Origin of the sequence: Sinorhizobium sp. 22678 (genome assembly GCF_052044265.1) — a bacterium.
GTDB lineage: Bacteria > Pseudomonadota > Alphaproteobacteria > Rhizobiales > Rhizobiaceae > Sinorhizobium > Sinorhizobium meliloti_A.
The window spans coordinates 162,108-180,629 of sequence record NZ_JBQEMS010000004.1; the positions used below are offsets into that span (position 1 = coordinate 162,108).

At 63.8% G+C, this 18,522-nt stretch carries 16 protein-coding genes and 1 tRNA gene; 10 read left to right on the plus strand and 7 right to left on the minus strand.

Annotation, left to right across the window (positions count from 1 at the left end; all coding sequences use genetic code 11):
* Positions 1–73 precede the first annotated feature (73 nt).
* The 7 genes from infB (at position 74) to ACTJKL_RS08385 (ending at position 10,292) form a co-directional block, all read left to right on the plus strand.
* Positions 74–2,743 (plus strand): translation initiation factor IF-2, encoded by a 2,670-nt coding sequence (gene infB, locus ACTJKL_RS08355; RefSeq protein ID WP_440852675.1) that lies wholly within the window; start codon positions 74–76, stop codon positions 2,741–2,743.
* Positions 2,744–2,901: 158 nt separating this feature from the next.
* Complete coding sequence (rbfA, locus tag ACTJKL_RS08360; protein WP_100670045.1) at positions 2,902–3,309, plus strand: 30S ribosome-binding factor RbfA; 408 nt, start codon at positions 2,902–2,904, stop codon at positions 3,307–3,309.
* A gap of 12 nt (positions 3,310–3,321) precedes the next feature.
* On the plus strand, positions 3,322–4,257 hold the full coding sequence (gene truB / locus ACTJKL_RS08365; RefSeq protein WP_100669859.1) for a tRNA pseudouridine(55) synthase TruB: 936 nt from the start codon (positions 3,322–3,324) through the stop codon (positions 4,255–4,257).
* Positions 4,258–4,450: 193 nt separating this feature from the next.
* Complete coding sequence (locus tag ACTJKL_RS08370) at positions 4,451–6,169, plus strand: sensor histidine kinase (RefSeq protein ID WP_440852676.1); 1,719 nt, start codon at positions 4,451–4,453, stop codon at positions 6,167–6,169.
* 237 nt (positions 6,170–6,406) lie between these two features.
* Complete coding sequence (gene rpsO, locus ACTJKL_RS08375; protein WP_003534369.1) at positions 6,407–6,676, plus strand: 30S ribosomal protein S15; 270 nt, start codon at positions 6,407–6,409, stop codon at positions 6,674–6,676.
* A 365-nt stretch (positions 6,677–7,041) separates the two neighbouring features.
* Positions 7,042–9,195: a polyribonucleotide nucleotidyltransferase gene (gene pnp / locus ACTJKL_RS08380; protein WP_440852677.1), complete on the plus strand. Its 2,154-nt coding sequence runs from the start codon at positions 7,042–7,044 to the stop codon at positions 9,193–9,195.
* An 80-nt stretch (positions 9,196–9,275) separates the two neighbouring features.
* Complete coding sequence (locus ACTJKL_RS08385; protein ID WP_440852678.1) at positions 9,276–10,292, plus strand: class I SAM-dependent methyltransferase; 1,017 nt, start codon at positions 9,276–9,278, stop codon at positions 10,290–10,292.
* Between the two features lie 83 nt (positions 10,293–10,375).
* Here the strand turns inward: ACTJKL_RS08385 and fabI are convergent, their stop codons facing one another.
* Genes fabI through fabA form a run of 3 tightly spaced genes read right to left on the minus strand, consistent with a single transcriptional unit; the run spans position 10,376 to position 12,972 of the window.
* Complete coding sequence (gene fabI / locus ACTJKL_RS08390) at positions 10,376–11,182, minus strand: enoyl-ACP reductase FabI (protein WP_018093867.1); 807 nt, start codon at positions 11,180–11,182, stop codon at positions 10,376–10,378.
* Between the two features lie 4 nt (positions 11,183–11,186).
* The gene (fabB, locus tag ACTJKL_RS08395) at positions 11,187–12,407 is read right to left on the minus strand and encodes a beta-ketoacyl-ACP synthase I (RefSeq protein WP_018093868.1); all 1,221 of its coding nucleotides are present in this window, start codon (positions 12,405–12,407) and stop codon (positions 11,187–11,189) included.
* 49 nt (positions 12,408–12,456) lie between these two features.
* Complete coding sequence (fabA, locus tag ACTJKL_RS08400) at positions 12,457–12,972, minus strand: 3-hydroxyacyl-[acyl-carrier-protein] dehydratase FabA (protein WP_003534377.1); 516 nt, start codon at positions 12,970–12,972, stop codon at positions 12,457–12,459.
* Between the two features lie 377 nt (positions 12,973–13,349).
* On the opposite strand from fabA, the gene irrA reads away from it, so the two are divergent.
* Positions 13,350–13,772 (plus strand): iron response transcriptional regulator IrrA, encoded by a 423-nt coding sequence (gene irrA, locus ACTJKL_RS08405; RefSeq protein ID WP_018093869.1) that lies wholly within the window; start codon positions 13,350–13,352, stop codon positions 13,770–13,772.
* 30 nt (positions 13,773–13,802) lie between these two features.
* Here the strand turns inward: irrA and ACTJKL_RS08410 are convergent, their stop codons facing one another.
* The 4 genes from ACTJKL_RS08410 to ACTJKL_RS08425 form a co-directional block, all read right to left on the minus strand.
* Entirely contained in the window at positions 13,803–14,438 is a 636-nt protein-coding gene (locus tag ACTJKL_RS08410; protein WP_018093870.1) for a trimeric intracellular cation channel family protein, read from the minus strand.
* A gap of 63 nt (positions 14,439–14,501) precedes the next feature.
* Positions 14,502–15,290, minus strand: a complete 789-nt coding sequence (locus ACTJKL_RS08415) for a YdcF family protein (protein WP_440852679.1) — start codon at positions 15,288–15,290, stop codon at positions 14,502–14,504.
* A 192-nt stretch (positions 15,291–15,482) separates the two neighbouring features.
* Positions 15,483–15,558: transfer RNA gene (locus tag ACTJKL_RS08420), tRNA-Ala, on the minus strand.
* 244 nt (positions 15,559–15,802) lie between these two features.
* Positions 15,803–16,192, minus strand: a complete 390-nt coding sequence (locus tag ACTJKL_RS08425; RefSeq protein ID WP_003534381.1) for a TIGR02300 family protein — start codon at positions 16,190–16,192, stop codon at positions 15,803–15,805.
* 285 nt (positions 16,193–16,477) lie between these two features.
* On the opposite strand from ACTJKL_RS08425, the gene aroA reads away from it, so the two are divergent.
* Positions 16,478–17,845 (plus strand): 3-phosphoshikimate 1-carboxyvinyltransferase, encoded by a 1,368-nt coding sequence (gene aroA / locus ACTJKL_RS08430; RefSeq protein WP_440852680.1) that lies wholly within the window; start codon positions 16,478–16,480, stop codon positions 17,843–17,845.
* Positions 17,845–18,483, plus strand: a complete 639-nt coding sequence (cmk, locus tag ACTJKL_RS08435) for a (d)CMP kinase (protein ID WP_018093873.1) — start codon at positions 17,845–17,847, stop codon at positions 18,481–18,483. The genes aroA and cmk overlap by 1 nt, the downstream gene beginning before the upstream one ends.
* The last annotated feature ends 39 nt before the right edge of the window (positions 18,484–18,522 follow it).

The window sequence follows — 18,522 nt, forward strand, 5'->3', positions numbered from 1 at the left end:
CATTGTTTGAGACAATTTGGAAGACAGGGTCAGGGGTTTCGTATCCGGCCCTGATCGCTAGGAACGGAACGGAATGACGGACAACAAAGACGACAAGACACTCAGCGTAGCGGGCAAGAAGACGCTGACCCTGAAACCCTCCGGGGTGACGCAGGGCACGGTGCGTCAGGATATGGGTCGCGGTCGCACCAAGGCGGTCGTGGTCGAGACCAAGAGAACGCGCGGTCCGCTGAAGCACAAGGACGAGCGCCCGATCACGCCGGTTGCCGCCACGCCTGCCGCCCGCCCGGCTGAGCAGCGTCCGATGCCGCCGCAGCCCTCGGGTCGTCCGGCTCCTCAGCCGCAGCCGCACCAGCCGCGCCAGGAACAGAACCGCCCTCGCGGCGGTGTCGTCCTGAACGACCTCTCTGCCGGTGAGATGGAAGCCCGCCGCCGCGCCCTGGCGGAAGCCCAGATTCGCGACGCCGAGGAAGCCAGGCGTCGCGCCGAGGACGAAGTGCGCCGCCAGCGCGAGGAGGAAGAGCGCCTCGCCCGCGAGAAGGAAGAGGCTGCGCGCCGTGCCGCCGAAGAGGCTGCACGCCCGCCGGTAGAGGCTGAAAAGATCGAGGAGAAGGTCGAGGCTGCAAGTCCCGCCGTCGGCGAACGCCGTGTCGAGACGCGCCCGCAGCCGGGACGCCCGGCTCCGGCTGCAACGCCGGCGGGGCCGGACGGTGCAGCACTTCGCGGCCGCCGCGGGACCGAGAGCGAGGAAGACGAACGCCGCCGCAGCGGCGCCGGTGCTCCCCGCGGCAAGGTCGTGCGTCCGGAGCCGGCCAAGCCCGCTCCCCGTGCAAAGGGTGACGAGGGCCGCCGCCAGGGCAAGCTGACGCTTACGACGGCTGCCGTGGACGAGGATGGCAGCCAGCGCGGCCGTTCGCTTTCGGCGATGCGCCGCCGCCAGGAGAAGTTCAAGCGCAGCCAGATGCAGGAAACGCGCGAGAAGATCTCCCGCGAAGTCGTCCTGCCGGAAACCATCACGATTCAGGAATTGTCGCAGCGCATGTCCGAGCGTGCGGTCGACGTCATCAAGTTCCTGATGAAGGAAGGCCAGATGATGAAGCCCGGCGACCTGATCGACGCCGATCTCGCGGAGCTCATCGCCGGCGAATTCGGCCACACGGTCAAGCGCGTTTCCGAATCGGACGTCGAGGAAGGCATCTTCAACATCTCCGACGTGGACGACGACATGCAGTCGCGGCCGCCGATCGTGACGATCATGGGTCACGTCGACCACGGCAAGACGTCGCTGCTCGACGCCATCCGCCACGCCAACGTGGTTGCCGGCGAGGCAGGCGGCATCACGCAGCACATCGGTGCCTACCAGGTCGAGCAGAACGGCCAGAAGATCACCTTCATCGACACGCCCGGCCACGCGGCCTTCACGGCCATGCGCGCCCGCGGCGCCCAGGCGACGGACATCGCCGTCCTCGTCGTCGCGGCCGACGACAGCGTGATGCCGCAGACGATCGAGTCGATCAACCATGCCAAGGCGGCCGGCGTTCCGATCATCGTGGCGATCAACAAGATCGACAAGCCGTCCGCGAATCCGCAGAAGGTCCGCACCGAGCTGCTGCAGCACGAAGTCTTCGTCGAATCCATGGGCGGTGAGGTTCTCGACGTCGAGGTTTCGGCCAAGAACCAGACCAACCTCGACAAGCTTCTCGAGGCGATCCTGCTGCAGTCCGAAATCCTCGACCTCAAGGCCAATCCGAACCGGACGGCCGAAGGCACGGTGGTGGAAGCCGAGCTCGACCGCGGCCGCGGTGCGGTTGCGACCGTCCTCGTACAGAAGGGTACGCTCACTCCGGGCCAGATCATCGTCGCGGGCGATCAGTGGGGCCGCGTGCGCGCACTCGTCAACGACAAGGGCGAACATGTGAAGGCCGCCGGGCCGTCGACGCCGGTCGAGGTTCTCGGCCTCTCCGGAACGCCGGCGGCGGGCGATCGCTTCGCCGTCGTCGAGAGCGAGAGCCGGGCGCGCGAGATTTCGGAATATCGCCAACGGCTCGCCCGCGAGAAGGCGGTTGCACGCCAGTCCGGTTCGCGCGGTTCGCTCGAGCAGATGATGACCCAGCTCCAAACCTCCGGCGTCAAGGAGTTCCCGCTGGTCATCAAGGGCGACGTGCAGGGCTCGATCGAAGCGATCTCCGGCGCTCTGGACAAGCTGGGCACCGACGAAGTGCGCGCCCGCATCGTTCACTCGGGTGCCGGCGGCATCACCGAGTCGGACGTCTCGCTTGCGGAAGCTTCGAACGCAGCCATCATCGGCTTTAACGTCCGTGCCAACAAGCAGGCGCGGGATGCGTCCGAGCGTGCCGGCATCGAGATCCGCTACTACAACATCATCTACGACCTGGTGGATGACGTGAAGGCGGCGATGTCCGGTCTCTTGTCGCCGGAGCGGCGCGAGACCTTCCTCGGCAATGCCGAGATCCTGGAGGTGTTCAACATCACCAAGGTCGGCAAGGTCGCGGGTTGCCGCGTCACCGAGGGCAAGGTCGAACGTGGCGTCGGCGTCCGTCTGGTACGCGACAACGTCGTCATCCACGAAGGCAAGCTCAAGACGCTCAAGCGCTTCAAGGACGAAGTCTCCGAGGTTCAGTCCGGCCAGGAATGCGGTATGGCCTTCGAGAACTACGAGGACATCCGTGCCGGCGACACGATCGAGTGCTTCCGCGTCGAACACGTCACGCGGACGCTCTGATCCGATCCGGCAGGGTATTGGCGAGCGCCGGATCGGCTCCGGCGCTCGCTTTTTTTTGAGTGAGAAGCGCGCGACTCCGCCCGCCTCTCGCATGTTGGAACCGATCGCGTTTCGATGAGGGTTTGATACGCCCGATCGGCGCGGTCCAGGGTGAAACGATGGCCAAATCCACATCCTCCGCTCCGTCCCAGCGCATGCTGCGCGTCGGCGAACAGGTGCGCGCAGCGATCACGCAGGTGCTGCAACGCGGTGAAGTACTCGATCCGCTGATCGAAAACACGGTGATTTCCATTTCCGAGGTGCGCATGTCGCCCGATCTGAAGATCGCCACGGCCTATGTGACCCCACTCGGGGTCGCCGATCACGCGGCGGTTATCGAAGCGCTGAACAGGCATGCGAAATTCATTCGCGGGCGGCTCGGCCCGCAACTGCGGCAGATGAAATACATGCCGGACGTCCGGTTCCGGGACGATACCAGCTTCGACAACTATCAGAAGATCGACTCGCTGCTGCGCTCGCCGGAGGTCAGTCGCGACCTCGATCGCGACGCCGACGACGAAGAGTAAGCGACAGAACCGATGTCCAGACCCCGCAAACCAAAGGGCCGCCCGATTTCGGGATGGCTGATCCTCGACAAACCCCTCGATTTCGGTTCGACCGAGGCCGTATCCAAGATCAAGTGGCTGTTCAAGGCGCAGAAGGCGGGCCATGCCGGCACGCTCGATCCGCTCGCCTCCGGCATGCTGCCGATCGCGCTCGGCGACGCGACGAAAACCGTTCCCTACGTCATGGACGGCCGCAAGATCTACGAATTCACGGTGGCCTGGGGCGAGGAGCGCTCCACCGACGATCTCGAAGGCGAAGCCGTCCGCTCTTCCGCCGCGCGTCCGGAGGAAGAGGCGATCCGCGCCCTGCTGCCGAAATATACCGGCGTAATCGCGCAGGTGCCGCCGCAGTTCTCCGCGATCAAGATCGGCGGCGAGCGCGCCTATGATCTCGCCCGCGACGGCGAAACCGTCGAGATACCGGCGCGGGAGGTGGAGGTCTTCCGCCTGTCGCTCATCGGTTCGGCTCCGAATCTCGCTCACTTCGAGATCGAATGCGGCAAAGGCACCTATGTCCGTTCGCTTGCCCGAGACATGGGCCGCGATCTCGGCTGCTTCGGTCATATCGCGTCGCTGCGCCGCACCTTCGTCGCTCCTTTCGGCGAGGAGGACATGGTGCCGCTCGCCGACCTCGTGGCACTGGAAAAGATCGAGGACGAGGCGGAGCGTCTCGCCGCGCTCGACGCCTATCTGATCGACACGGGGGAGGCCCTGTCCGACCTGCCGCATATCGCGGTCAGCGACGACCAGGCGCACCGGCTCAAAATGGGCAATCCGATCATCCTGCGCGGGCGTGACGCACCGCTGCCCGCGCCCGAGGCCTATGCCACCGTTCAGGGCAAGCTCGTGGCGATCGGTGAGATCGCCGAGGGCGAGTTCCGGCCGAAGCGCGTTTTCGCTTCCCAATAATTCTGCTGGTCGAAAATCGATCTTGCGCGTTTAAAGTCGAGCGGCGCGGCACGCGCGGCGTATACTCGTTGTGCGCCGAAGCCCATATTGTCATTGTGGGCCTGCCGGCCGCGCTCGAATCATGGACGGGCGGCCCGGAAGCTCACGGCACCCGCTCCGGTAATGCGGCAGGGAATCGGCAAGAGGCGTACATATGGTGGAAGCGTCAGAGAAGAGCCGGGAAGATGCTTCATCCGGCAGCCTGCAGGCCGCCGCCGGCTTCGTCCGCGATTATCTTCGCAGGCCCTTCAGCTTCTACCTGATCTCGCTGCTGCTGATCGCCATCATACCGCCTTTCATCTTTTCCTTCGTGATCCTGCAGCGCAATCTCGACGCGCAGAGGGAGGAAGTCACGTCTCTGCTGCGCGCCTCCACCGGCTCGGTCACGCGCATCGTCGAACGCGAGGTCGACGGCATGCTGACGACGCTCCGGGTGCTGGCGAAATCCGGCGCCGTGGACCTCGCCGACATGCGAGGCTTATACGACCGTGCATCGGTCGCATTGGCCAACACCGATTCCCACCTGATCATCGTCGACGCCGACCATGATCTTCTCCTGAGCACCCGCGTTCCCTTCGGGACGCCGCTCGGGCAGGCGAAGGATCCGGAGGTCGATCTCGCCCTGCAGAGTACCGCACCGCTGGTTTCAGGTGCTTTCCCGGCCGAAATCGGAAAGGGCTGGGTCTTCACCGTGTATCTGCCGGTCACGACGCCCGACGGAAAGAAGTATCTGCTGGGCCTTAGGCAGGATGCCCAGCGCATGACGAAAGCCGTCAACCGCGACACGCTTTCGCCCGGGTGGAATGCCGCGCTCGTCGACGGAAAAGGCAAGGTGATCGTCTCCTCGGACTCGTCGGTGAAATCCGGCGACCCGTTCTTTCTCGACGAATTGCCGTTGCTCAGCATCGGCGTCAGCAATACCACCGCGAGGGGTGTGGACTATCGCGTCGCGTCCGAGTTTTCAGTGGTGACCGGGTGGCGAATCGTCGCTTGGGCGCCGAGCGCCATCGTCGATCAGCCGATGCTATGGTCCTTCCTCTGGCTCTCCTTCGGCGGGATCATTTTCGCAAGCATCGCGGTCGCCGGTTCATTAACCATCGCGCGGCTGCTCACACAGGGCGTCCGGTTGCTGGCCATGGATGCACGGCGATTGGGAGCGGGCGAGCCCGTCGAAGCGCGCCGCTACATGATCACCGAGGTCGAGGCGGTATCGACCGCGCTCGCAAGCGCAGCGACGGCCAGGGCCAAGGCCGAAGGCGAGATTCGCCTGCTGATGCGGGAGGTCGCGCATCGCGCGAAGAACCAGCTCACCGTCATCCAGTCGATGCTGGCGCAGTCGGCAAATTCGGCCGAGGAGCCGTCGGATTTCGTCGAGGCGTTTCGCAAGCGCCTTGCGGGCCTCGCGCGCTCGACCGACCTCATGGTGGCCAACGCCGCCTCCGGAGTCGACTTCCGCGAGCTCGTGCGCAACCAGCTTCAGCCGTTCATGCCGGCGGAGTCCGACCGCGTCGTGCTCAGCGGACCTGCCCTGCGGCTGGACGCCCAGATGGCGCAGACCCTTGGCATGGCGCTGCATGAACTGGCTACCAATGCCATAAAGCATGGAGCGCTCGCCAACCAGACCGGCATGATCCAGGTCGAGTGGTCGGTGGCGGAGGGTGCGATCGACATTCGCTGGCGCGAGAAGGGTGCCGATATCGTCGCGCCTTCCGGAAAAAAGGCCCGCCGAGGCTTCGGCACGGTCGTGCTCGAGCGCATGCTCGGCCTTGCGCTTCGTGCGGAGCTCGAAAGGACGATGCATGCGGATGGCATCGAATGGCGGATACGCATCCCGCGCGGCGAGGACCTTTCCTCGCAGGAGCCACGCGGTTGAGGGGCGGATCGTCCTGAGCAAACCACCACAAATGGATACCGGAGCATCGGTGCGCAACCGGAATTGACGGTGCGCGGGAGGCGGTGCCGCGCAGCGGTTTCATGACCCTTTCCTTTTGGAACGGATTCGGTTATAGGCACGCCAGCGAAAGGCGCCGCCTCTTCGTGCGAACGGCCGTAGCTGGACGACATCCCGGCTGCCGGCGACCCTCAAATCCTCGAACGAAAGGATCAAACGATGTCGGTTACTGCAGAGCGCAAAGCTCAGATCATCAAGGAATTCGCAACCGTAGAAGGCGACACCGGTTCTCCGGAAGTTCAGGTTGCCATCCTGACGGAACGGATCAACAACCTGACCGAACACTTCAAGGACCACAAGAAGGACAATCACTCCCGACGTGGCCTCCTCGCGCTGGTTTCCAGCCGGCGCTCGCTCCTCGACTATCTGAAGAAGAAGGACGAGGCGCGCTACACCAAGCTGATCGGTGCCCTGGGCATCCGTCGCTAAACGACTGGTCCGGCGGGTTGCCTCGGCAACCCGCCGGCTTTTTTCTACAGCCCGTGCGCTCTTCAAAAGGCCTAGGGTATTATACAGGGCGCCACAGCGCCGCGCGTCCTATCGGACGCGCAACGTCCAGCGGACCGGATGGGCCGGGATCGCGGATCAACCAATGGCCCGTCATGGGGCAGGATTGCAGGATGCTTCGGCGCCTGCTTGCCGAAGCGGCTGCTATACGCAGCGCGGCAAAGCGGTATGCGGCCGGTTTTCTTTGAAGCCTCCCGTTGTCTTGCCCGTGATGCGCCACCATGCGGCTTTGAGATCGCCCGCGCTTTTTGAGCCGCGGAAGGTCCGTCGCACACGAAGGACAGAACATGTTCGAGACACACAAGGTAGAAATCGAATGGGCGGGGCGTCCGCTCAAGCTCGAAACCGGAAAAATCGCGCGGCAGGCCGATGGTGCCGTTCTCGCGACCTACGGTGAAACCGTCGTGCTCGCCACGGTGGTTTCGGCGAAGGCACCGAAGCCAGGCCAGGATTTCTTCCCGCTCACCGTCAACTATCAGGAAAAGACCTACGCTGCCGGCAAGATTCCCGGCGGGTATTTCAAGCGTGAGGGCCGTCCCAGCGAAAACGAGACGCTGGTGTCGCGTCTGATCGACCGGCCGATCCGCCCGCTCTTCCCGGAGGGCTACAAGAACGATACCCAGGTCATCATCACGGTCATGCAGCATGACCTCGAGAACAATCCGGACGTCGTCGCGATGGTTGCGGCATCCGCTGCATTGACGCTTTCCGGCGTTCCCTTCATGGGCCCGGTCGGCGGTGCCCGCGTCGGCTACATCAACGGCGAATACGTTCTCAACCCGCATCTCGACGAAATGGACGAATCCACGCTCGACCTCGTCGTCGCCGGCACGCAGGAAGCCGTGCTGATGGTGGAGTCGGAAGCGAAAGAGCTGCCCGAAGATGTCATGCTCGGCGCCGTCGTTTTCGGCCAGAAGGGCTTCCAGCCGGTGATCGACGCTGTCATCAGGCTCGCGGAAGTTGCCGCCAAGGAGCCGCGCGAATTCAATCCGGAAGATCACTCCGCTCTCGAAAACGCGATGCTTTCGATCGCCGAAGACGAGCTGCGCAACGCCTATAAGATCACCGAGAAGGCCGCGCGCTATGCCGCCGTGGACGCGGTAAAGGCAAAGGTCAAGGAACATTTCCTGCCGGAAGGCGTCGAGAACCCGGCCCATACCGCCGAAGAGATCGCCGCTGTCTTCAAGCACCTGCAGGCCAAGATCGTTCGCTGGAACATCCTCGACACGAAGAGCCGCATCGACGGCCGCGACCTCGTCACGGTTCGCCCGATCGTCGCCGAAGTCGGCATCCTGCCGCGCACGCACGGTTCGGCGCTCTTTACCCGCGGTGAAACGCAGGCGATCGTCGTTGCCACGCTCGGCACCGGCGAAGACGAGCAGTATGTCGATTCCTTGACCGGCATGTACAAGGAAAACTTCATGCTGCATTACAACTTCCCGCCCTATTCGGTCGGTGAAACGGGCCGCATGGGTTCTCCGGGCCGCCGCGAGATCGGCCACGGCAAGCTCGCCTGGCGCGCCATCCATCCGATGCTGCCGACCACGGAACAGTTCCCATACACGCTGCGCGTCGTTTCCGAGATTACCGAGTCCAACGGTTCGTCCTCCATGGCAACCGTCTGCGGCACGTCGCTTGCACTGATGGACGCGGGCGTTCCGCTCGCCAAGCCGGTTGCCGGCATTGCCATGGGCCTCATCAAGGAAGACGACCGTTTCGCCGTCCTCTCCGACATTCTCGGCGATGAAGACCACCTCGGCGATATGGACTTCAAGGTCGCGGGCACGGACACCGGCATCACCTCGCTGCAGATGGACATCAAGATCGAAGGCATCACCGAGGAGATCATGGGTGTTGCTCTCAACCAGGCCAAGGGAGGCCGCCTGCATATTCTCGCCGAAATGGCCAAGGCCATCTCCGAGAGCCGCGGCCAGCTCGGCGAGTTCGCGCCGCGCATCGAAGTCATGAACATTCCGGTCGACAAGATCCGTGAAGTCATCGGCTCGGGCGGCAAGGTCATCCGCGAGATCGTCGAAAAGACCGGCGCCAAGATCAATATCGACGACGACGGTACCGTCAAGATCGCCTCGGCTTCCGCCAAGGAGATCGAGGCCGCCCGCAAGTGGATCCACTCGATCGTCGCCGAGCCGGAAGTCGGTCAGGTCTATGAAGGCACCGTCGTCAAGACGGCCGATTTCGGCGCCTTCGTCAACTTCTTCGGCGCCCGCGACGGTCTCGTTCACATCTCGCAGCTCGCTTCCGAGCGCGTTGCCAAGACCACCGACGTCGTCAAGGAAGGCGATAAGGTCTGGGTCAAGCTGATGGGCTTCGACGAGCGCGGCAAGGTTCGCCTCTCCATGAAGGTCGTCGATCAGGCGACGGGCAAGGAGATCGTTGCCGAGAAGGGCGAAAAGAAGGACGGCGGCGAAGCCGCCGAGTAAGCCGCCCTCGGCTGAAACCATTCAGGGCGCGGAGCGGATCGCTTCGCGCCCTTTCTCGTGACGAAAACGGAATCGAACCCATGAGCCGCGACGCGCTGAAAACACTGTTCCATCCTTTCGCAACGGAGATCATCGATCCGCCGGGAGAGGGCGAGCGGGTGCTCTTCCTCGGCGCCGAGGCGGGCTACCGCTTGCCGGAGGGCTTTGCTGCGGAAGTCTCCGCCGTGCAGCCGCTGAAGCCCCTCTACCGCGCGCTGACGACAGCTCGCGCCGATGTGGCGCCCATCGCGGCCGGCGACGGCTACGACGCCGCGCTCGTTCTGTGCGGCAGGCACAAGGGCGAGAACGAAGACCGCATTGCGCAGGCGTTGAAACGCACCCGCGCGGGCGCGCTGGTCGTGGTCGCCGGCGGCAAGGAGGACGGCATTCAGTCGCTGCGCAAGCGGATCGACAAGTTCGGCTGGGATGGCGACTCGATGCCCAAATATCACGGCGTTGCCTTCTGGTTCACCCGCCCGGAGGAGGTCGCCGAGGCCATCTCGGCGCTCGCCAAGGTCCCGGTGCGCGTCGACGGCCTGTTCGTGGCATCGCCCGGCATGTTCTCGCATGACCGCGTCGATGCCGGCTCGGAACTGCTCGCGTCGCGGCTGCCGCGCGATTTCACCGGTCACGCGGCGGATTTCGGCGCCGGCTGGGGTTATCTCTCGGTCAAGCTTGCCGAGGCTTCGCCGAGCCTCAAGGGCATCGATCTGTTCGAAGCGGATTTCGAAGCACTGGAGGCGGCACGGGCAAACATGGCGGCGAATGCGCCTTCGACGGCGGCTCGTTTCTTTTGGCACGACCTAACGGCGGAAGAGACGCGCGACAAATACGACCTTATCGTCATGAACCCGCCCTTCCACGAGGGCCATGCTGCCGAGCCCGCGCTCGGCGCGGCAATGATCAAGGCGGCCGCCAAGGCGCTGAAGCATGGTGGCCGGCTGATGCTCGTCGCCAATCGCGGCCTCCCCTATGAGCCGGTCCTGGCGGAGAATTTCAAGGAAATCGGCGAGACCTGCCGCAATGCGCGCTTCAAGGTGCTCTGGGCGAAACGCTGACCCAGTGAACAGCCCCTCATCCGGCCTGCCGGCCGCCTTCTCCCCGCAAGCGGGGCGAAGGTTAGGTAAGGGGCAATCCCTGCTTAATCCGCGTCTGCGACCCGCAAGGCTTCGAGCGTCGGCATCGAAGTGATGTTGTAGCCGGAATCCACATAGTGAATTTCGCCGGTGACGCCGCGCGAGAGGTCCGAGAGCAGATAAAGTGCGGAACTGCCGACGTCTTCTATGGTGACGGTCCGGCGCAGGGGCGAGTTCTTCTGCTGCCAGGAGAGCATCGCGCGCGCGTCGGAAATGCCGGCGCCTGCAAGCGTCCGGATCGGACCGGCCGAGATCGCATTGACGCGGATGCCGCGCGCTCCGTAGTCGGCGGCCAGGTAGCGGACCGAAGCTTCGAGCGCGGCTTTGGCGACGCCCATGACGTTGTAGTTCGGCATGACCCGCATCGAGCCGCCATAGGTGAGCGTCAGCATGGTGCCGCCCTCGCTCATCAGCTCCGCTGCACGCTTGGCAATCTCGGTAAAGGAGAAGCAGGAGATCACCATGGTGCGGCTGAAATTATCCCGCGTCGTGTCGGCATAGAGACCCTTGAGCTCGTTCTTGTCCGAGAAGCCGATGGCGTGGACGACGAAATCGAGCTTGCCCCAGCGCTCCCTTATGGCGTCGACGACTGCGTCGACGGAGTCGAGGTCCTCGACGTCGCAGGGGAGCAGGAAGTCGGAATTGACCTCCGCAGCCAGCGGCTTGACGCGTTTGCCGAGAGCTTCGCCCTGATAGGTGAAGGCGAGCTCGGCGCCCTGAGCGGCGAGAGACTTGGCGATACCCCAGGCAATAGAATGGTTGTTGGCGACGCCCATGATGAGGCCGCGCTTTCCGTTCATCAGTCCGTTCATCGTGTTATCCGTTATAGCGCTGGAAGACGAGCGTCGCGTTCGTGCCGCCGAAGCCGAAGGAGTTCGAAAGAACCGTGTCGATCTTGGCATTGTCGATGCGCTTGCGGACGATCGGCACGCCTTCGAATTCGGGGTCGAGCTCGGTGATGTGAGCGCTTTCGCCGATGAAGCCGGCCTGCATCATCAGGAGACCGTAGATCGATTCCTGCACGCCGGCGGCGCCGAGCGAGTGGCCGGTCAGCGATTTCGTGGACTGCACATGCGGCATCTTTTCGCCGAAGACCTCGCGGATGGCGCCGATCTCCTTCTGATCGCCGACCGGCGTCGAGGTGCCGTGGGTATTGATGTAGTCGACCTCGCCCTTTACCGTGGCCAGCGCCTGGCGCATGCAGCGCACCGCGCCTTCGCCGGAAGGCGCGACCATGTCGTAGCCGTCCGAAGTGGCGCCGTAACCGACGATTTCCGCATAGATCTTGGCGCCGCGCGCCTTGGCGCGCTCCAGCTCTTCCAGAACGAGAACGCCGGCACCGCCGGCGATGACGAAGCCGTCGCGGTTCGCGTCATAGGCGCGTGATGCGACGGATGGCGTGTCGTTGTACTTCGACGACATGGCGCCCATGGCGTCGAAGAGGTTGGACATGGTCCAGTCGAGATCCTCGTGGCCGCCCGCGAACATGACGTCCTGCTTGCCCCACTGGATCATTTCCGCGGCATTGCCGATGCAATGCGCCGAAGTCGAGCAGGCCGACGAGATCGAGTAGTTGACGCCGTGGATTTGGAACCAGGTCGCAAGCGTCGCCGAAGCCGTAGACGACATCGCCTTCGGCACCACGAAGGGGCCGATCCGCTTCGGGCTGTTGTTCTTGCGGGTGATCTCCGCCGCTTCGACGATCGCGCGGGTAGAAGGGCCGCCCGAGCCCATGATGATGCCGGTGCGCTCATTGGTGATGTCGCCGGCCTCGAGCCCGGAATCGGCGATCGCCTGCTTCATCGCCACATGGTTCCAGGCGCCGCCCTGGGACAGGAAGCGCATGGCGCGGCGGTCGACGAGGTCGCTCGGATCGAGCGTCGGCGCTCCCCAGACCTGGCACTTGAAGCCGTGCTCGGCAAAATCCGGAGAAAACGTGATGCCCGACCGCGCATCGCGGAGCGACGCGGTGACTTCGTCGGCATCGCTGCCGATCGAGGAAACGATGCCGAGGCCCGTTACAACAACCCGTCTCATGTCAGATGACCTTTTCTTCGATTGGAACCGTGCGGGGATTGCCCGCAGTTCAGTCGGCCTTTTCCTGGAAGAGGCCGACCCTGAGATCGGTGGCCTTGTAGATCGTTTCGCCATCGGCCTTCATCCAGCCGTCGGCGATGCCGAGAACCAGACGGCCGCGCATGACGCGCTTGAAGTCGATGCCGTATTCTACCAGCTTGGTCTTCGGCGTCACCATGCCGGTGAACTTCACTTCCCCGGTCGAGATGGCGCGGCCCTTGCCGGCCTCGCCGAGCCAGCCGAGGAAGAAACCGGTCAATTGCCACATTGCGTCGAGACCGAGGCAGCCGGGCATGACCGGATCGCCCATGAAGTGGCAGGGAAAGAACCAGAGATCCGGCGTAATGTCGAATTCGGCGCGGACATAACCCTTGTCGTTTGGCCCGCCCGTTTCCGAAATGTCGGTGATGCGGTTGAACATCAGCATCGGCGGCAGCGGCAACTGCGCATTGCCGGGGCCAAACATTTCGCCTCGGCCGCAGATCAGGATTTCCTCATAGCTGAAGCTGGATTGTCTGGTGGTCATGAATGGTTGCTTCCCGAGTCTATTATGTGTTCTCCGACCTGCTTTAGTGCAAGTTCGGTCTGATTTGAAGCGCAACCTGTCATCCGCGGCTGCGATGCGGGCTGCGGCTCGTGACGTTCCAAATAGGGCGGCATGCGGGTGTAGGAAAGCTCTCTCATCGTCGCCGAACCGCTCGGAATGGTGACATCATTCCGCCGTCGCTTACAGTATGAATGTGGCGGCGGCCAGAGTTAAATGCCCGCCTTCCCCCGCTTTGGGCCGATTTTCAGGCGTTTGCGGCCTTCGCACGTGCGGAATCTATTGAAAGCCGCGGCGCCAGAAGTTATATCGCAAATTGATAATCCACGGATCCCGCAGGTATATCGGAACGGCTGTCGATGACGAAAGCAACGCACATGTCCTCACAGGAGAGGCTGCGCAGTTCGGGCTTGCGCCCGACGCGCCAGCGCGTTGCGCTTGCCGATCTGATCTTCGCCAAGGGCGACCGTCACCTGACGGTGGAGGAACTCCATGAAGAGGCCGTCACGGCCGGCGTTCCCGTTTCGCTCGCGACCGTCTACAACACGCTCCACCAGTTCACCGAAGCCGGCATGATCCGCGTCCTCGCCGTCGAGAGCGCCAGGACCTATTTCGATACGAATGTCTCGGATCATCACCATTTCTTCATCGAGGGCGAAAACGAAGTCCTCGACATTCCGGTGAGCAATATTCAGATCGACAATCTCCCCGAACCGCCGGAAGGCATGGAAATCTCCCATGTCGACGTGGTAATCCGGCTGCGTCACAAGAGCGAGCGCTGAGCGTCGTCGCTCTCGCGCCACGAAGGCTCGTCACATCACGTCCTTCGGGTCGCGTCCGGGACCGGCCTTGCCCGTCGGCAGCGTCCAGCCGTATCGAAGCGCGCCGCCCCGCACGGCGAAGGCCGTGACGACGCCGAGTGCGGACGCTGCGACGAGCGGCAATCCGACCAGGCTGGCCAGGACGAAGGCGCCGGCGCCGATGAGGGCGGCGCTGACGTAGATCTCCGGTCTCAGGAGGACAGAGGGCTCGCCGGCCAGAAGATCACGCAGAACCCCGCCGAAGGTCGCCGTCAGGGCGCCCGTGACCAGGGCGACGATAGGCGAGCCGGTCGCCGCCAGCCCCTTTGCCGCGCCCATCACGCAATAGGCCGAGAGGCCGAGCGCGTCGAGCCATACGAGCATCCGGTAGCGCGATTCGAGCAAATGGGACGTGAGGAAGACGGCCACCGCCACCGCCGCGCAGACGATGATGAAATTAGGGTTCACCACCCAGAACACCGGCGTCGCGCCGAGAACGAGGTCGCGGATGGTACCGCCGCCAATGCCCGTCGCGGAAGCGAGAAACAGATAGCCGATGATGTCGAGCTGCTTGCGGGAGGCCGACAGCGCGCCGGTCGCCGCAAAGATTGCGACGCCCGCATAGTCGAGGAATTCGAGGATCGGCATGGCTGCTCCGCTTGGCTGCAAGTCTCCTCTAATCGTAACCTATTAAAGAAAATATGCGGTAGGCTACCGCGGCAGCAGCGTCTCAGTCCGGCCGAGGAGATAATAGGCAACGAGCCCTGTCCACTCCTTGGCGGCCGTCGTCGCCAATTGGGCGTTGAGCGAGGGCTGGGTGAAATCGAAGCCGAGCCGCACCTTGCCGCTCGTGCGATAATCCGTCGGCCAGGGCGTGACTTCCATGCCGTTTGCGCGAAAGAGGCCGATCGAGCGCGGCATGTGGTAGGCGGAGGTCACGAGCGCACAACGCTCAAGCCCGTTCCTGGCCAGCAAATCCCTGGTATAGCGTGCGTTTTCGAATGTCGTCCGCGATTCTCCCTCGCGGATCAGCCGGTCGGAACCGATGCCGAAGCTCCCGAAGAATTTCTGCGAGGCATGCGCGTCGCCCTCGTAGATGCCGCTGAGCGACCCGTCTCCGCCCGAGACAAGGATGCGGGCCTGCGGATAGGCCCGCGCGAGCCTCAAGGTTTCGACGAAGCGCTCGGCCGCCTGGTTCAGCTCCATGCCGCCGCGGCTCGCCATCACCACATTCTCGAAGGCGCCGCCGAGCACGATGATGCAGGCAAGCTCCGTGGGCTCCGTCGCGGGGCGGGGAAACCGGTCCTCGAGGATCTGCAGGAAATAGGAGCCGGCGGTGGTGAAGAGAGTGACGAAGAGGACGGCGAGCCCGAAGGCGCTCAAAGTACCGCCGCTGCGGCGGAAACGGCCAAGCATAAGCAGCACGCCGGCGAAGAGGGCGAGGAAGGCGAGGGACAGCGGCTGGGCTGCGAGCCAGAAGATTTTCGAGACGAGAAACATGGGCAGATCGTTCTTCGGCCTCGGCCGGTAAAGATTTCATGAATGACGGCGCCGCGTCTATCGGCGTCCACAGTACAGGACGATAGCCCGGTGCGCCTCGCCGGTTGCTGCACGGCAAGGCTTTTCTACGGCGCGAATTGCGAGGCAGCGTTCAAGCGGCTGAATTCTTTACGTCGGGGATCGAAAAGATTTTGGTGGAGCTAAGCGGGATCGAACCGCTGACCTCTTGCATGCCATGCAAGCGCTCTCCCAGCTGAGCTATAGCCCCATCAGGGTCCGGCTTTGCCGGTCCGGGAAGATCGCGAGGCGCGTTGCGCCCGGCGAGTGGCGGCTTATTACTTCTGCTAGGTGCAGATGGCAAGCCGAAAAGTGAGGGCCGGGACGAATTATTTTTGGTTCCGGCCGGATGCTTCGATGCCGATCGCGTTCGACGGATAGGGCGGTTTCGTGCGCCTTTCGAAACGCTTGCGTGCAGGCATGCGGGCGCTGATCCGCCCGCGCCGCCAGTCTGTTCAGACGTCGTCGTCCTCGTCGGAAACGCCGATGATGTCGCTCATGTCGTCGTCATCGTCTTCGTCGTCGGTCTGGAGGAAGGTGTCGTCGTCGTCACCCTCGATCTCGACATCGTCGTCGCCGAGATCCGGCAGATCGTCGCCACCCGAGGCTTCGTCGTCCGCTTCCTCGAGCGAGACGAGTTCGACTTCCGTGTTCTCGGTATCGACTTCCTTGACGTCTTCCTCTTCTTCCTTCTCGAGCACCTTGGCGACGGAGGTTTCCTCGAAGAAGGACAGCGGATAGGACTTGCCCGTGTAGGGGGAGACGATCGGATCACGGTTCAGATCGTAGAATTTGCGCCCCGTTTCCGGGTCGATGCGCTTTGTTCCAAGTTCCGGTTTTGCCACAGTCAAAGCCTCTTGAATGGCCGGCGAGCCGGCTCTTGCCGGAAAGCCGGCGGTTAGAAACGTATCAAGCTTATGATGATTAGCCGGTCCCCATAATCATCTTGGCGAGTTCTGTCAAAGATAAACTTCCGCGAGCTCCGGCCGTCATTTTCTTCACAGCAGGAGGATGACCCTTTTCGCGCATTGTGTTAGGGAGCCGGCCGAGACCGGCGGTCCGCCACCAACGCGCCGGAAAGCACCACCTTCCGCGCCAGCCGTCAGCCGGATTGTCAGAGGAAAACCACGATGTCTCACGGCTCGAACCCGCGGCCCGCCACCGCACGCAAGTCTTCCGACCTCAAGGGCACTTTGCGCATTCCGGGCGACAAGTCGATCTCGCACCGCTCCTTCATGTTCGGCGGCCTTGCCGCGGGCGAGACGCGCATCACCGGTCTCCTCGAAGGCGAAGACGTGATCAATACCGGCAAGGCCATGCAGGCGATGGGCGCCCGGATCCGCAAGGAGGGCGACACCTGGATCATCGACGGTGTCGGGAACGGCGCGCTGCTCGCGCCGGAGGCGCCGCTCGACTTCGGCAATGCCGGCACCGGCTGCCGGCTGACGATGGGCCTTGTCGGCGTCTATGATTTCGATTCCACTTTCATCGGCGATGCCTCGCTGACCAAGCGCCCGATGGGCCGCGTGCTCGATCCGCTCCGCGAAATGGGCGTTCAGGTGAAGTCGGCGGAGGGCGACCGGCTGCCGGTGACCCTGCGCGGGCCGAAGACGCCGAACCCGATTACCTATCGCGTGCCGATGGCGTCTGCCCAGGTGAAATCCGCCGTGCTGCTCGCCGGCCTCAACACGCCCGGAATCACGACCGTCGTCGAGCCGGTGATGACCCGCGACCATACGGAAAAGATGCTGCAGGGCTTCGGTGCCAAGCTGACGGTCGAGACCGATGCCGAAGGTGTGCGCACCATCCGCCTCGAGGGCCGCGGCAAGCTGACGGGCCAGGTGATCGACGTGCCGGGCGATCCGTCCTCCACAGCCTTTCCGCTGGTGGCGGCGCTCATCGTTCCGGGCTCGGACATCACCATCCTCAACGTGCTGATGAACCCGACCCGTACCGGCCTCATCCTGACGCTGCAGGAGATGGGCGCCAATATCGAAGTCATGAACAAGCGGCTTGCCGGCGGCGAGGATGTCGCCGATCTGCGCGTGTGCTATTCGGAGCTGAAGGGCGTCACCGTGCCGGAGGAGCGCGCCCCGTCGATGATCGACGAATATCCGGTGCTCGCGGTCGCCGCCGCCTTCGCCGAGGGCGCAACCGTGATGAACGGGCTGGAAGAGCTCCGCGTCAAGGAGTCCGACCGCCTGTCCGCCGTTGCGGACGGCCTGAAGCTCAACGGGGTGGATTGCGACGAGGGCGAGGCCTCGCTGGTCGTGCGCGGCCGGCCGGGCGGCAAGGGCCTGGGCATTATCGCGGGCGGCCAGGTGAAGACCCATCTCGACCACCGCATCGCCATGAGCTTCCTTGTCATGGGACTTGCCTCGGAGCATCCGGTGACGGTCGACGATGCGACGATGATCGCGACGTCCTTCCCCGAATTCATGGGCCTGATGACCGGACTGGGCGCGAAAATCGAAGAGGCAGAGAACAAGGCAGCCTGATGACCTTCGTAATCGCCATCGATGGGCCTGCGGCCGCCGGCAAGGGAACGCTCTCGCGCCGGATCGCCGAGCAATACGGCTTCCACCATCTCGACACGGGGCTCACCTATCGCGCCACCGCCAAGGCGCTCATGGATGCCGGACTGCCGCTCGGCGACGAGGCGGTGGCCGAGACGATGGCGCGCGAGGTGGACCTTTCCGGGCTCGATCGCGCCGTGCTTTCGGAGCATTCGATCGGCGAGGCGGCGTCGAAGATCGCCGTCATGCCGGCCGTGCGCCGGGCACTGGTCGAGGCGCAGCGGGCCTTCGCGCGCAAGGAGCCGGGTACCGTCCTCGACGGGCGCGACATCGGCACGGTCGTCTGCCCTGATGCGGCGGTGAAGCTCTACGTGACCGCTTCCCCCGAAGTGCGGGCGAAACGGCGCCATGACGAGATCATCGCCGGCGGCGGAAAGGCTGACTACGCCGCGGTTTTCGAGGACGTGAAGAAGCGCGACGAGCGCGACATGGGCCGTGCCGACAGTCCTTTGAGACCTGCCGAGGACGCGCACTTGCTTGATACTTCCGAAATGAGTATAGAGGCGGCATTCCAGGCGGCGAAGACGCTGGTCGACGCCGCCCTGAAAGAGAAGATTTGAAGAAGGCCTGATCCGGCCCAGCCGGTCTCCTTCTTGAAA